Origin of the sequence: Winogradskyella sp. PC-19 (genome assembly GCF_002163855.1) — a bacterium.
Classification (GTDB): domain Bacteria; phylum Bacteroidota; class Bacteroidia; order Flavobacteriales; family Flavobacteriaceae; genus Winogradskyella.
In genome coordinates, this window is sequence record NZ_CP019332.1 from 946303 (window position 1) to 960557 (window position 14255).

Below are 14255 nucleotides of genomic sequence, written 5' to 3' on the forward strand. Positions count from 1 at the left end.
GTTATCGGCTCTTTTAATTTAATAGTGAATTATAAAATTATTGAATCCACTTTAAAGATTTTGGGTCTTCTATCTTTATCTTCTTACCAGATGTCGATATATATCCTGATTTTTTGAACAGTGACAAAATACGAATAGCAGACTCAGTTGCAGTTCCAACTATACTAGCATAATCTTCTCTAGATATTACGATACTTAAATAACCTTCATCATCAGTACCAAAATCATCTAAAATGTAGAGTAATGTTTCTGCCATACGTTGTTTTACTGGCTTTTGTGCCATGTCAACTAAAGTATTTTCAGATTCTCTTAAATCTGATGCCATCTTTTGTAAAACATCAAAAGTGAAGTTAGTATTTTTCTGTAAATCTGTCATGATTTCACTTTTAGGAATAAAACACATTTCCATATCATTAAGTGCGGTTGCACTTAAATTCGAAATTTCGTTAGATACTATTGAGCGTTTTCCTAATAAGCCACCTTTGACAACCAGTTTGACAACTTGGTCTTTTCCATTTTCACTAAGCTTAGATAATTTACAAACACCATCTTTTACACAGTAAACACCGTTTATAGATTCGCCTTCTTCAAAAATAACTTGACCTTTTTTGTAAATGTTACCTGTTTTACAAGCGGATACACGCATTAACTCATCTCTGGTTAATGCTTTTAAAGAGTTAAACTCTTTAACTATACAGGATTCACATCTACTCATACCTTTTGTTTTAACAACTATTTCAAATATAATAATTACATGACAAATATCATATTTTAAAGTGAGATGAAATGTAATCTTTGTTACAGGTATAAATGAGCAAATTTTATGGATAATACATCCTGTTTTCACTGTGGAGACGATTGTGGTAAACATCCAATCGAGTTTCAAGAAAAATCATTTTGTTGTAATGGTTGTAAGACTGTTTTCGAAATCTTTAGCGAAAATGAGCTAACATGCTATTACGATTTACAAAATTCTCCTGGAGCAATCCCAAAAGAGGTCGAAGGCAAATACGACTTCTTATCTCAGGAAAATATTATTGAAAAACTTACTGAATTTAGAAGTGATACTGTAGAAATTGCTACGCTATATATTCCGCATATCCATTGTAGTTCGTGTATTTGGATATTAGAAAACCTCAACAAGTTGAATCCAAATATTACAGACTCTCAAGTAAATTTTGGAAAGAAAACTGTTAGGGTTACCTATAAATCGGAAGAGACTGACTTAAGATCAGTTGTACTCCTTTTAAGTACCATTGGTCACGAACCCTATATAAGTTTGGACGATTTTAAGTCTACAGAAAAACATATAAACCGTTCGCTAATCTACAAATTTGGTGTTGCCGGATTTGGATTTGGTAATATTATGTTTTTGTCTTTTCCTGAATACTTTGAAGTTAATGAGTATTGGTTAGAGCAATATAAACATCTTTTTAGATGGCTTATGTTTGCATTGTCTCTACCGGTGGTTTTCTACTCTGCCCAAGACTATTTTATTTCAGCATATAAAGGACTAAGAGCAAAGATTTTAAATATTGACGTGCCGATTGCTCTTGGGGTTTCGGTGTTATTTATAAGAAGTAGTATTGAAATAGCTTTTGACCTAGGTTCAGGATTTTTTGATAGTTTGGCCGGTTTAGTTTTCTTTTTATTAGTTGGAAAATTCTTTCAGCAAAAAACCTATGATTTTTTATCTTTTGAACGTGACTACAAATCATACTTTCCAATCGCTGTAACTAAAATAAAAGACAACCAAGAAGAAACTATCCAAGTTTATGATATAAAAAAAGGTGATAGAATCCTTATTAGAAATGAAGAGCTTATACCTATGGATGGTATTTTAATTAATGGTCGTGCTAAAATTGATTATAGTTTTGTAACAGGAGAATCACAATCTGTATCCAAAAAATCTGGAGATAAACTATTTGCAGGCGGAAAACAAACTGCTGGAGTTATAGAACTAGAAGCTCTTAAGTCTGTAGAACAAAGTTATCTCACACAGTTATGGAGTAACGATGTATTCAATAAAAATAAAGAAGACGGTTTTACCAATATAACTAATAAAATAAGTAAACACTTTACGATTGCAATTTTGGCAATAGCTTTTATAGCAACGGCATACTGGCTCTTTTTCGATGCTAGTAAAGCAATAAATGTTTTTACAGCAGTTTTAATAATTGCATGTCCATGTGCTATTGCATTATCTGCACCATTTACTTTTGGAAATCTACTACGGATTTTAGGCAAACAAAAATTCTACATTAAAAATGCGAGTGTTATCGAACAGTTAGCACAAATAGATACTATTATTTTTGACAAAACTGGTACGATAACTTCTAATAAAACTAGTACAGCCGAATATGATGGTGAGACGTTATCTGATGACGAATCGCTGGTACTAAAAAACTCTCTTCGTGGCTCTAATCATCCGCTTAGTAGAACACTTTATGACATATTAAAAGCAAATGATATTGTTAGTTTAGATACTTTTGAAGAGTACATAGGTCAAGGTATTGAAGCCAAACACAATGATATAAATCTTAAAATTGGCTCAGCAAATTTTGTGGGTAATACAACCGAAAAAAAAGTTTTAAACACAACTGTTCATATTAGCAGCAATAATACTTATAAGGGAAAATTCACCTTTTATAATAGTTATAGAAAAGGTGTTTCTAAATTATTTAATCAACTAAAATCTAACTACGACCTAGTTATTTTGTCAGGAGATAATGAAGGAGAACGCGAAAATTTAAAAAAATTATTACCGTCAAAAACGAAACTAATATTTAATCAAAAACCAGAGGATAAACTCGATTATATCAAACACCATCAAAACGAAGGCGCAAAAGTCTTAATGATTGGTGATGGACTAAATGACGCTGGTGCACTAGCTCAAAGTAATGTCGGTATTGTCATTTCTGAAGATGTCAATGTCTTTTCGCCTGCTTGTGACGGGATTTTAGATGCCTCAAAATTTAAACAGTTATTCAATTACATAAGAGCTTCAAAATCAGCTATAAAAATTATAAAGTGGAGTTTTTTACTTTCATTCTTTTATAACATAATCGGATTATATTTTGCAGTTACTGGCCAATTAGCGCCTGTCGTTGCTGCGATTTTAATGCCCTTAAGTTCTATTAGTATCGTTGTATTTACAACGCTTGCTACTAACGTTTTGGGTAACCGATTAAAATGATAAAAAATGATTAGATATGATAAATGTCATGTTTTAAAAAAAGGTTCAACAGTATTTTTGAACCATAACTTCAAATAGGTATGAGCGTTATATATATATTATTAGCAGTCAGTATTATAGTTGCTATTGTTTTTTTTGCAGTCTTTGTTTTTGCTGTAAAATCAGGACAATACGACGATAGTTATACGCCATCTGTGCGTATGCTTTTTGAAGACGAATTGGTAAAACCAGAAAAAAAGAAATAACTAAATAAATCAATTACACTAACTATGGAAATTCAACAATTTTATTACGATAACAAAATCGTTAAAAAATTCCTCTATGCGACGATACTTTGGGGAGTTGTTGGTATGCTTGTGGGTCTTATACTCGCATTTATGTTTTTATTCCCTAACATGACTGACGGTATTTCGTGGCTAAGTTTTGGACGTTTAAGACCATTACACACAAACGCAGTTATATTTGCCTTTGTAGGTAACGCTATTTTTGCAGGTGTCTACTACTCTACCCAACGTCTCTTAAAAGCTAGAATGTTTAGCGATATGCTAAGTAATTTTAATTTTTGGGCTTGGCAATTACTTATAGTTGGTGCAGCAATTACATTGCCTTTAGGTTATACAACATCAAAAGAATATGCAGAACTAGAATGGCCTTTTGATATTGCTATTGCATTAATTTGGGTAGCCTTTGGTGTTAACTTAATTGGTACTATACTAAAACGTCGTCAACGTCACCTTTATGTGGCTATTTGGTTTTACTTAGCAACTTTTGTGACAGTAGCTGTACTTCATATTTTTAATAGCTTAGAAATTCCTGTTAGTGGTCTAAAAAGTTATTCTGTATATGCTGGCGTACAAGATGCATTAGTACAATGGTGGTACGGACACAATGCGGTTGCATTCTTCTTAACAACACCATTCTTAGGTTTAATGTATTACTTTGTACCAAAAGCTGCCAATAGACCTGTATATTCTTACAGACTATCTATTGTTCACTTCTGGTCGTTAATATTTATTTATATCTGGGCTGGACCTCACCACTTATTATACACAGCTTTACCAGAATGGGCACAACATTTAGGTGTAGCATTCTCTGTAATGCTTATCGCACCGTCTTGGGGTGGTATGATTAATGGACTGTTAACTCTACGTGGAGCTTGGGACAAAGTACGTACTGATCCCGTTTTAAAATTCATGGTAGTCGCAATTACTGGTTATGGTATGGCAACTTTTGAAGGCCCAATGCTTTCATTAAAAAATGTTAATGCAATTGCACACTTTACGGATTGGATTATTGCTCACGTACACGTAGGTGCTTTAGCATGGAATGGGTTCTTAGCCTTTGGTATGATATACTGGCTAATACCGCGATTATTTAAAACAAAACTATACTCAATAGGCTCAGCCAATGTACATTTCTGGATTGGTACATTAGGTATCATATTATACGCATTACCAATGTATGTTGCTGGATTTGCACAAGCAAGTATGTGGAAACAATTTCAGCCAGACGGAACATTAGTTTATGGTAACTTCTTAGAAACTGTTACTGAAATTATGCCAATGTATTGGATGCGAGCTATTGGTGGTACACTTTACATAACCGGTATGTTAGTTCTAGTTTATAACGTTATTATGACTGTAAGACGTGCTGAAGTTAAAGTTACTGACGAGCTTGCTGAAGCACCAGCTTTAAAGCGTGTTTCAAAACGTCGTGTCGCTGGCGAGGGTTGGCACACTTGGTTAGAACGTAAGCCAGTTCTGTTAACAGTTTATGCAACAGTTGCTATTTTAATTGGTGGTATAGTACAAATTATTCCAACACTGGTTGTCGAATCTAATATTCCAACAATTAGTAGTGTAAAGCCATACACACCTCTAGAATTAGAAGGACGAGACATTTACATCCGTGAAGGTTGTGTTGGCTGTCACTCACAAATGGTACGTCCTTTTAGAAGTGAAGTAGAGCGTTATGGCGAATACTCAAAAGCAGGAGAATATGTGTATGATCACCCATTCCTATGGGGAAGTAAACGTACAGGTCCTGATTTACATCGTGTTGGTGGAAAATATACAGACAGTTGGCACTTAAGTCACATGTACGACCCACAGGCGATGAACGAAAAATCAATTATGCCACGTTACCAATGGCTTATTAAAAATGAGTTAGATAAATCCATGACCGAAAAGAAAATGGAAGCTATGGTAACATTAGGTGTTCCTTACTCTGAAGAAGAAATTGCTAACGCACAAAAATCTATGTTAGAGCAAGGTGCCAGTATAGAAAAGAATCTTTACGATGACCCTGACTTTGTAAAAAGTTATGAGGCAGATAAAGCTTCAGGTGATTCTGATTTTGTAGAAATGAAGAATCGTGAAATTGTAGCGCTTATAGCTTATCTACAGCGTTTAGGCACAGATATAAAAGTGAAAGAAATTATTGAAGAAACTACTAAAAACTAACGTATTATGTTCAAATTTATAAAAGGCCATCTCGAAACTATCACAGGTATAGAAATATACCCTATGATATCGCTACTCATATTTTTTATCTTTTTTGTAACACTCTTTTATTGGGTATTTACAGCAAAGAAAGACTACATCACTAAGGTGAGTAATCTACCTTTAGATAACCAAAACGAAACATTATCATGAGAAAGTTAATCCCTTCATACATAAGAATACCAGCTATATTTTTTATTATCGCTGGTCTGACAGAATATTTTGTAGAATCAGGAGACCAACCTGCATTCATGGAAAAACCAGTAGTATTGGTATTTTTATTACTCGTTTTGGTCATATTGATTGCAATTGAAAGTATCGTGTCCGCAATGGAAAATGTGCTTTTTCAAAGTTTAGATGAAGAAGCCAAAGCAAGATATCTAGCAAAACAAAAAGAACCTTCTAAACTCGTATTATGGTTAAAAAATACTTACACGAAACTTGTAGGTACAAAACCTATAGAAGAAGAAGGCGAAATTATACTTGATCATAATTACGATGGCATAAAAGAGCTAGATAACAACTTACCGCCATGGTGGGTTTATAGCTTTTACATTACCATAATTTTTGGTATTATATATATGGTACGATATCATGTATTAAATGCAGATGACCAATTTGTAGAATTCGAAATCGAATATGCAGAAGCCCAGCGTGCCATTGAAGAATACAAAAAGAACGCAAAAGACTTGGTAGGTGTAAATACAGTAGAATTATTAGCTGATGCATCAGATTTAAAAGCTGGAGAAGCAATTTTTGTTGCCAAATGTGCAGTTTGTCATAAAGCCGATGGTGGTGGTGGAATTGGTCCTAATTTAACGGATAAACATTGGATACTTGGCGGTGGCATCAAAAATGTATTTAAAACAATTTCTGAAGGTGGTCGTGACGGAAAAGGTATGGTATCATGGAGAACTGAAGGTCTAAAACCATTTGAAATGGCACAGGTAGCTAGTTATGTCTTACAATTTGAAGGCACAAGTCCTGCAGAACCTAAAGCTGCTGAGGGTGAAATCTGGGTTGATGAAACAGCAGCAGAAGAAGCTCCTAGTACTGAAAGTGAAGAAACTACTGAAGATACAGAAGCAGATGTTATTACTGAAGGTAAAACCATTGCATCTAATAAATAAAGTAAAAAATGGAGACCCCAAGTAACGAAGTCTTTAGAGATTCTATTGGAACCATCGGTGAAGATGGCAAACGTAGTTGGGTGTTTCCAAAAAAACCGTCAGGTCCGTTTTGGGAAAAACGAAAACTAGTAAGTTATATTTTACTTGCATTTTTATTTGCTGCACCATTTGTAAAAATTAACGGCAATCAGTTTTTGATGTTTAATGTTTTGGAGCGTCGTTTCAATATTTTTAGTTTTCCGTTTTGGCCTCAAGATTTTCATTTGTTTGTAATCTCAATGATAATTTTAGTCATTTTTATTACATTTTTCACTGTTGGATTTGGACGTATTTTCTGTGGTTGGGTTTGCCCACAAACCATTTTTATGGAAATGGTGTTTCGCAGAATTGAATTCTGGATTGATGGTGACAGAAACAAACAACGTAAGTTAGCTAAGCAAAAATGGGATGCCGAAAAGATAAAAAAGCGTGTCTTTAAATGGTTCATTTTCTTAGTGATTTCCTTTTTAATTGCCAATGTGTTTTTAGCTTATTTAATTAGTGGAGACAAACTACTAAGCTATATTTCGGAAGGTCCATTACAACACTCAAGCACCTTAATTTCATTACTAATATTTACTGCTGTATTTTATTTTGTTTTTGCTTGGTTTAGAGAGCAAGTTTGCATTATTGCCTGTCCATATGGACGCTTACAAGGTGTCTTATTAGATACAAAATCTATAGTTGTCGCTTATGACTACAAACGTGGTGAAGCAGAAAATGGCAGAAAGTCTTTCCGAAAAAATGAAGATAGACAAGCACTAGGTCATGGTGATTGTATTGATTGTATGCAATGTGTCCATGTCTGCCCAACAGGAATTGATATCCGAAACGGTACCCAATTAGAGTGTGTAAACTGTACCGCTTGTATTGATGAGTGTGATACCGTAATGGAAAAAATAAATCTTCCAAAGGGATTAATTCGTTATGCTAGCGAAGAAAATATTGAGAACAAAACAAAGTTTAAGATAACAGCTAGAATGAAGGGTTATATCGCAGTCCTTACAATTTTAACTGGTATTTTATTTGGTATGCTAATGCTTCGAAATGATGTAGAAGCAAATATATTGAGATTACCAGGACAACTATATGAGCAAAAGGGAGAAAATATTATTAGTAATGTCTACACCTATAAATTGGTCAATAAGACATCACAAGATATCGAAAACATAAGCTTTAAAATTAGAAATAAAGAAGGCGAAATTAAATTAGTCTCTAATTCAGATAGTTTTAGCTTAAAAGCACAAGACATTGCAGAAGGCACACTTTTTATAGAATTAAACAAAAGTGATTTGTCTGGTGATAAAAACAAATTAACAATAGACGTTTATAGCAACAAAAAACTTATTGAAACTACTAGTATAGGTTTCTTAGGTCCAAGAAGTTACAATTAAAAATAGAATTATGAAAATCAACTGGGGAACAGCAATAGTCATAGCATTCGTGGCATTTATTTCTTTTATCATGTACTTTGTTATAAGCATGAGTACTGACAAAAAGTTTGACCATGATTTGGTAACTGAAGATTATTATCAACAAGAATTAAAATACCAGGATGATATTAACAAGGTCGAAAATGCAAAAAAACTAAATCAAAACATAGAATTTAAGAAAACTAATGAAGGCATTATTTTAAGTTTTCCCAAAGACCTAAATACCAATAATATAAAAGGAAAAGTGTTCCTATATAGACCATCTAATAAGCAACTAGATTTTGAGATGCCTATCTCATTGTCTAATCACAATTTGCTCATACCTGACAATAGTTTGTTAGATGGTCGTTGGAACATTAAAATTGATTGGTCTTATAAGGCTGATGAATTTATGTTTAAAAAAGAATTTAATTACTAAAGATAATGTTAGCAACAGCTTTTGCATTAGGCCTTTTAGGAAGTTTACATTGCGTTGGTATGTGTGGGCCTATTGCCTTTATGTTACCTGTTGATCGTTCTAATTCTTTTAAAAAAGTTACGCAAATTGCTATTTACCATTTTGGGCGGTTATTAGCTTATAGTCTTATTGGTTTGGTATTTGGTATTGTTGGCAAAAGCCTTTATATTTTTGGTTTACAGCAACAATTATCAATAATTATAGGAATATTAATGATTGTTTTAGTCATAATACCATACAAGACTATTGGTAAATACAATTTATCAAAACCTCTACATCGTCTCATTTCAAAGGTGAAATCGTCACTAGGAAAAGCTCTAAAAAAGAAAACTGCCGACACCTTTTTAACCATAGGTTTTTTAAATGGATTTCTCCCATGTGGTTTGGTATACATGGCAGTTTTTGGAGCTATTGCTTCAGGAAGTTTGGCTAAAGGAAGCTTATATATGTTGCTATTTGGACTGGGAACTATTCCGCTAATGACTACGGCAATTTACATTGGTAAATTCTTAAATAGTTCAGTAAAACAACACATTCAAAAAGCAATTCCAATATTTGTTGTAGTGATTGGTGCATTATTCATTGTAAGAGGTTTAGGGCTTGGTATTCCTTATATTTCACCAGAACCGGTTGTAGAAATGGTTACAGGTAATATTGATTGTCATTAAAAATTTTAATTTTAGAGTTATATTCTAAATTAAAAATTGATGCAACAAAATCTGACAAATACATCACCAAAACATATTATAAAAACGCTAACTATTATTCACGCTGCTTTTATAGCTGGCCCTTTTATTTTTAGCTTAGTTATTCTTTTTATCTCATCAGAAATATCAATATTCAATACCGATAATATCCCAGCAGCTTATTATATCATTCCTTTTGTTGCTCTAATAATTATATATGCAGGTTTAAGGTTTTTTAGAAATCAATTATCTAAAATTGACAAACAGTCACCGCTAAATCAAAAGTTAGTCAATTATCAAACAGCATTTATTATAAAATGTGCATCTATTGAAGCTCCTGCATTTTTATGCATCATGCTAACTATATTATCTGGAGAAACTGTTTTCTTAATAATAACCTGGTCTATTTTATTGTTCTTATATACAATAAGACCAAAAAAAGAAAAGGTTATTGCAGACTTAAGTCTAAGCTTTGATGAACGTAAATTATTGAATGCATAAAAAAACACCAACGTTATTAAACGCTGGTGTTTTTTTTTACTTAAATAATTGCTAAATAATTATTTACCCATTTTAGGTATTAAATTTTAAATGTCATTACTGGTAATGTTGAGTGGTTAGCAATATCCTCAGAAATACTACCTTCAAAGAAATGTGCTAAACCTTTTCTACCATGAGTAGCAACGGCTATTAAATCTGCGCCAATGTTATTAGCAAAATTAAGAATACCTTGCTCTACAGAATAATCAGATACTACATGTACATCAGATAAAGACTCAAGATTACCATCCGCTTTTTTCAAAAAAGAAGATACCAATCTGTCAATTTCAATAGAACTTTTAAAGCTTGTATCTGGCGTATTTACATAAATCAAATTCATAGTGGCATCTAACTTATTAAAAACAGCCTTAGCTTTTAAATAAGCTTCTACTGCTTCCTCAGAGAAGTCACTAGCAAATATCGCTGTATCAAACTCTACTAAAATAGGATTCTGTTTAACGATAAGTACTGGTATATCAGCGTGTCTAACTACTTTTTCTGCATTCGAGCCAATAAGCACCTCTTTAACGCCACTTGCACCATGAGATCCCATAACGATCAAGTCTACTTGTTGCTCATCAACTATATCATTGATCTCTTTAAAAACCTTAAAGTGTTTAATTACTGGTGTAATCTCAACACCTTCCAAGAATGGACGGTCTAGAAATTTACTCATCTTTTGTTCTGCTAGTTTTAAATAAAAAACAGCTTCTTCTCCAATAGAACTTCTACTTGCTGTATAGACAGCGTTTGATAGCTCTAGCATGTGTAATACTATAAGTTCTCCATTATGTTTTTTTGCAATTGAAGCAGCAGTTTCTAAAGCATATTCAGAATGTTCAGAAAAATCTATGGGTACAATAATTTTTTTCATGATTTATATTTTTTTAATTTATACTAGATTGATTTCTAAAATACTAAATTGTCATAGAAAACAGTTGTGTTTCTGGCTTTTTTCGTTGTAATAACAAATCAAAAGCCATACAAATATTTCTTATAAAAGGTTTTCCTTTTTCTGTGACCTGTAATCCTTCACTTTCGAAAAATAACAAACTATCATTTTCAAACTCCCTAAGTTTTATAATCACTTCAGGAAGCTCATTAAATTTTGTGTTTGAAGTATTCCAATATGTTTTAAATTGACACATAAGATTCAAAACATGACTTCTAATAATCAAGTCTTCGTCATTAAGGCCATGACCTCTGTATACCGGAATAATATTAGCATCTAACAAATGATAATACTCTTCAATAGATTTTACATTTTGAGCAAATGCATACCAACTATCACTAATAGCAGAAACACCAAGTCCAATCATTCCTTTAGTTTTTGATGCTGTATATCCCATGAAATTACGGTGAAGTTTACCGCTCTTCATCACAGTATATAGACTGTCAGACGTTAAAGCAAAATGATCCATTCCAATTTCTTTATAACCTATAGTCTCTAGCAGTCTTTTACCTATATCGTATTGTTGGCGCTTGCCTTCTCCTGATGGTAAGTCTTCACTTTTGTATCCACGCTGACCATTACCTTTAATCCATGGCACGTGGGCATAACTGTAAAATGCAATTCGGTCTGGTGTTAATAGATTTGTTTTGGCAATAGTCTCAATTACATCAGCTTCGGTCTGAAATGGTAATCCAAAAATAATATCATGACCGACAGATGTATAACCAATTTTTCTGGCTAACTCAGTTACTTTTTTTACATTTTCAAAAGGCTGAATACGATTTATAGCCTTCTGAACTTTAAGATTATAATCTTGTACACCAAAACTAACACGTCTAAATCCTAAATCGAATAGCGTTTTTAGGTGTGCTTCTGTGGTATTATTTGGATGGCCTTCAAAACTAAACTCATAGTTTTCCGCCAAGTCTGAAGTTAATAATAATTCAGAGATTAGAAATTTTAAATTTTCAGGCGAAAAAAATGTCGGCGTACCTCCACCAAGATGTAATTCCTTAATTCTTGGTCTTCCTCCTAAAACATCTCTATAAAGTTTCCATTCTTTTAAAAGTGCTTTTATATAAGGTAACTCTACATCATGTCTTTTTGTAACACGCTTATTACATCCACAAAATGTACACATACTTTCGCAAAACGGTAAATGCAAATACAAGCTTAGACCTTCGGTAGTATTACTTTGTAAAAAAGTCTGTCTTAGAGATGATTTCCATTTGTTTAACGAAAATGAATTAACATCCCAATATGGCACCGTCGGATAGCTTGTATATCTCGGTCCTGCCACGTTATATTTATTTACAAGTGAATTGCACATACCTATTTTATTGATACTCAAAATTACTAGTGTAACTTTGTTTAAAATATGATATTTATCATATAGGTGATTTTTACGAAAAAATTAAGTATTTGCATAGCCGATACAATCTGTGTAACTTTACTTCAAACCAAAAAACTGAATAATGAAAAATTTAAAATTAATAGCCTTTCTTATATCCTTAACCTTTGTATTCGCTTGTAAAAACGAGAAAAAGACTGAAGAAGTCATTGAAGTAGAAGAAATTGAAGAAATAAAAACACCAGAAAAAGAACAGTCTGGCATGGTTATGACTTTATCTCCTAAAAGTGGCAGTACAGTCAACGGAACTGTAAATTTCATATACGAAAACGGAACTGTAAGTATGACTGCTAATATGACTGGTTTAACGGAAGGAACGCATGCCATTCACATTCATGATAAAGCAGATTGTTCGTCTGATGATGGGAAATCAACTGGAGGTCACTGGAACCCAACAGCACAACCTCATGGTGAATGGGGAGACGAAAAAGGGTATCACAAAGGTGATATAGGAAATTTTGAAGTTGGTACAGATGGTATTGGTAAGGTTCAGTTTAAGACTGACCAGTGGTGTATTGGATGCGGAGACCCTAACAAAGATATATCAGGAAAAGCAATAATTGTTCACCAAGGTACTGATGATTTCGTATCCCAACCAAGTGGAGCAGCTGGTAAACGTATCAGTTGTGCTGGAATTATTGAATAATAAACCTTTCTGACTAATCATAAAAAAGCTACTTTTATGGTAGCTTTTTTATTTTAAATTAACCAAACCCATGAATCCTTCTGCCAGCGGCTGGATAAAAAAAATACTCACTGTACTTCCTAAAAGTTCAATTTTAAAATTTGATAAACATCAATTTTACAATAAACTTAAGGATACCGGTTTTATATACGGTAGTAACATTAGCTGCCTTTGTGGTTTGGTTAAAGACAAAGATTTTAATCAAGAAGAACGCTGTAAAGTTAATCTAGTTAGTGCTTTTTATTACATACATCATACAGAAAAAAATAGTACAGACTTTACACAAAGTATCGTTGATTTTTATAAAGCAACTGACGAGCATAAACGCTCTTTCTTATCAGGACTTTTTGGTGAGCCTGAAAAAGACAGACTCCTTGAGCAGATTATCCATAAACGTATTCATATAGATGATAATATCATTACTAAAAATTTTAATTATTTTTTAATTAATGCCTTTCTCTTTATTGATATTATCGGATACCATCATTTTTTGACATCCCCAGATGACACCAAAACTTACATCTCAGATTTTGAGTCGGATTTAGAAACAATTGTGTTTGCTGTTTTGGACTCAAAAACTAACAAAACTGAGTATGACAATAATTTGGTGAAACTTTTTGAAGCTTCATTAGGTCACAAAAACAGAAAGCGTAGTGATGGTAATGATGTCGCAAAAACAATAACAGAACCTTTAGAAAAACTTTATGTTATTGATACGGTTTGTATGGCATCTTGGAGTGATAAACAAATTGATAAAGAAGAATATATATATCTAAATCAGTTACGTAAAGATTTACAAGTTGACACAGAAACTTTAATACAATCAGTCGATGATATTAATACGTTTTATGAGCTTAATAAAGAAAATATTTCGTTTTTAAGTGCAAAAAATCTTGCACAAAGTTTCTATGACAATAGTAGCAGTATTGTTACTAGACTTATAAAACGAAATAGTAAGCGTTTACTTAAAGAACTTTCTCAGAGTAAAGAAGCCATGCTTTTATTATCGCAATCTACAACTCGAAACCTAACTGATGAAGAGCAAAAAAAGATTCAGAATCAGTTATTAGACATCTTTAAATCTATACCTAGCTTAGCGATATTTATGTTACCTGGAGGTATGTTATTACTACCATTATTTGTAAAGTTCATTCCTAAATTGTTACCATCTGCTTTTGACGAAAATCGTATTGAAGACGATTAATTGTAACAATTTTAATGTATC

At 32.8% G+C, this 14255-nt stretch carries 14 protein-coding genes; 11 read left to right on the forward strand and 3 right to left on the reverse strand.

Annotated elements, in window-relative coordinates; all coding sequences use genetic code 11:
• Positions 1-37: 37 nt before the first annotated feature.
• Positions 38-715: a Crp/Fnr family transcriptional regulator gene (locus BTO05_RS04375; protein ID WP_087491487.1), complete on the reverse strand. Its 678-nt coding sequence runs from the start codon at positions 713-715 to the stop codon at positions 38-40.
• 108 nt (positions 716-823) lie between these two features.
• Here BTO05_RS04375 and BTO05_RS04380 point away from each other — a divergent pair, with 108 nt between their 5' ends.
• The 9 genes from BTO05_RS04380 (at position 824) to BTO05_RS04420 (ending at position 9943) form a co-directional block, all read left to right on the forward strand.
• Positions 824-3196, forward strand: a complete 2373-nt coding sequence (locus BTO05_RS04380; protein WP_087491488.1) for a heavy metal translocating P-type ATPase — start codon at positions 824-826, stop codon at positions 3194-3196.
• A gap of 80 nt (positions 3197-3276) precedes the next feature.
• Positions 3277-3441, forward strand: a complete 165-nt coding sequence (gene ccoS, locus BTO05_RS04385; RefSeq protein ID WP_087491489.1) for a cbb3-type cytochrome oxidase assembly protein CcoS — start codon at positions 3277-3279, stop codon at positions 3439-3441.
• Between the two features lie 24 nt (positions 3442-3465).
• Positions 3466-5658, forward strand: a complete 2193-nt coding sequence (ccoN, locus tag BTO05_RS04390; RefSeq protein WP_087491490.1) for a cytochrome-c oxidase, cbb3-type subunit I — start codon at positions 3466-3468, stop codon at positions 5656-5658.
• Positions 5659-5664: 6 nt separating this feature from the next.
• The gene (locus tag BTO05_RS04395) at positions 5665-5850 is read left to right on the forward strand and encodes a CcoQ/FixQ family Cbb3-type cytochrome c oxidase assembly chaperone (protein WP_087491491.1); all 186 of its coding nucleotides are present in this window, start codon (positions 5665-5667) and stop codon (positions 5848-5850) included.
• A complete protein-coding gene (locus BTO05_RS04400) occupies positions 5847-6827 on the forward strand; it encodes a cbb3-type cytochrome c oxidase N-terminal domain-containing protein (RefSeq protein WP_087491492.1) in 981 nt (326 codons plus the stop codon). Before BTO05_RS04395 ends, BTO05_RS04400 begins: the two co-directional genes overlap by 4 nt.
• Positions 6828-6835: 8 nt before the next feature.
• Complete coding sequence (gene ccoG / locus BTO05_RS04405) at positions 6836-8260, forward strand: cytochrome c oxidase accessory protein CcoG (RefSeq protein WP_087491493.1); 1425 nt, start codon at positions 6836-6838, stop codon at positions 8258-8260.
• 10 nt (positions 8261-8270) lie between these two features.
• On the forward strand, positions 8271-8717 hold the full coding sequence (locus BTO05_RS04410) for a FixH family protein (RefSeq protein ID WP_087491494.1): 447 nt from the start codon (positions 8271-8273) through the stop codon (positions 8715-8717).
• Between the two features lie 5 nt (positions 8718-8722).
• Positions 8723-9424: a sulfite exporter TauE/SafE family protein gene (locus tag BTO05_RS04415; RefSeq protein ID WP_087491495.1), complete on the forward strand. Its 702-nt coding sequence runs from the start codon at positions 8723-8725 to the stop codon at positions 9422-9424.
• Between the two features lie 39 nt (positions 9425-9463).
• Positions 9464-9943, forward strand: a complete 480-nt coding sequence (locus BTO05_RS04420; RefSeq protein ID WP_087491496.1) for a hypothetical protein — start codon at positions 9464-9466, stop codon at positions 9941-9943.
• Positions 9944-10022: 79 nt separating this feature from the next.
• Here BTO05_RS04420 and BTO05_RS04425 read toward each other — a convergent pair whose 3' ends face one another.
• Together BTO05_RS04425 and hemN are read right to left on the reverse strand one after the other, a co-directional pair.
• Positions 10023-10856, reverse strand: a complete 834-nt coding sequence (locus BTO05_RS04425) for a universal stress protein (RefSeq protein ID WP_087491497.1) — start codon at positions 10854-10856, stop codon at positions 10023-10025.
• Between the two features lie 43 nt (positions 10857-10899).
• Positions 10900-12264: an oxygen-independent coproporphyrinogen III oxidase gene (gene hemN / locus BTO05_RS04430; protein ID WP_087491498.1), complete on the reverse strand. Its 1365-nt coding sequence runs from the start codon at positions 12262-12264 to the stop codon at positions 10900-10902.
• Between the two features lie 145 nt (positions 12265-12409).
• On the opposite strand from hemN, the gene BTO05_RS04435 reads away from it, so the two are divergent.
• Together BTO05_RS04435 and BTO05_RS04440 are read left to right on the forward strand one after the other, a co-directional pair.
• The gene (locus tag BTO05_RS04435) at positions 12410-12991 is read left to right on the forward strand and encodes a superoxide dismutase family protein (RefSeq protein ID WP_087491499.1); all 582 of its coding nucleotides are present in this window, start codon (positions 12410-12412) and stop codon (positions 12989-12991) included.
• A 70-nt stretch (positions 12992-13061) separates the two neighbouring features.
• Positions 13062-14234, forward strand: a complete 1173-nt coding sequence (locus tag BTO05_RS04440; RefSeq protein WP_087491500.1) for an LETM1-related biofilm-associated protein — start codon at positions 13062-13064, stop codon at positions 14232-14234.
• Positions 14235-14255 lie beyond the last annotated feature (21 nt).

What these genes read in the sequence shown, in the direction of transcription:
- BTO05_RS04415 (WP_087491495.1), top strand. Translation starts at nt 8,723, where the DNA reads ATGTTAGCAACAGCTTTTGCATTAGGCCTTTTAGGAAGTTTACATTGC.
- BTO05_RS04395 (WP_087491491.1), top strand. Translation starts at nt 5,665, where the DNA reads ATGTTCAAATTTATAAAAGGCCATCTCGAAACTATCACAGGTATAGAA.
- ccoS (WP_087491489.1), top strand. Translation starts at nt 3,277, where the DNA reads ATGAGCGTTATATATATATTATTAGCAGTCAGTATTATAGTTGCTATT.
- BTO05_RS04400 (WP_087491492.1), top strand. Translation starts at nt 5,847, where the DNA reads ATGAGAAAGTTAATCCCTTCATACATAAGAATACCAGCTATATTTTTT.
- BTO05_RS04420 (WP_087491496.1), top strand. Translation starts at nt 9,464, where the DNA reads ATGCAACAAAATCTGACAAATACATCACCAAAACATATTATAAAAACG.
- BTO05_RS04440 (WP_087491500.1), top strand. Translation starts at nt 13,062, where the DNA reads ATGAATCCTTCTGCCAGCGGCTGGATAAAAAAAATACTCACTGTACTT.
- BTO05_RS04425 (WP_087491497.1), bottom strand. Translation starts at nt 10,856, where the DNA reads ATGAAAAAAATTATTGTACCCATAGATTTTTCTGAACATTCTGAATAT.
- hemN (WP_087491498.1), bottom strand. Translation starts at nt 12,264, where the DNA reads ATGTGCAATTCACTTGTAAATAAATATAACGTGGCAGGACCGAGATAT.
- ccoN (WP_087491490.1), top strand. Translation starts at nt 3,466, where the DNA reads ATGGAAATTCAACAATTTTATTACGATAACAAAATCGTTAAAAAATTC.
- BTO05_RS04375 (WP_087491487.1), bottom strand. Translation starts at nt 715, where the DNA reads ATGAGTAGATGTGAATCCTGTATAGTTAAAGAGTTTAACTCTTTAAAA.
- BTO05_RS04410 (WP_087491494.1), top strand. Translation starts at nt 8,271, where the DNA reads ATGAAAATCAACTGGGGAACAGCAATAGTCATAGCATTCGTGGCATTT.
- BTO05_RS04435 (WP_087491499.1), top strand. Translation starts at nt 12,410, where the DNA reads ATGAAAAATTTAAAATTAATAGCCTTTCTTATATCCTTAACCTTTGTA.
- ccoG (WP_087491493.1), top strand. Translation starts at nt 6,836, where the DNA reads ATGGAGACCCCAAGTAACGAAGTCTTTAGAGATTCTATTGGAACCATC.
- BTO05_RS04380 (WP_087491488.1), top strand. Translation starts at nt 824, where the DNA reads ATGGATAATACATCCTGTTTTCACTGTGGAGACGATTGTGGTAAACAT.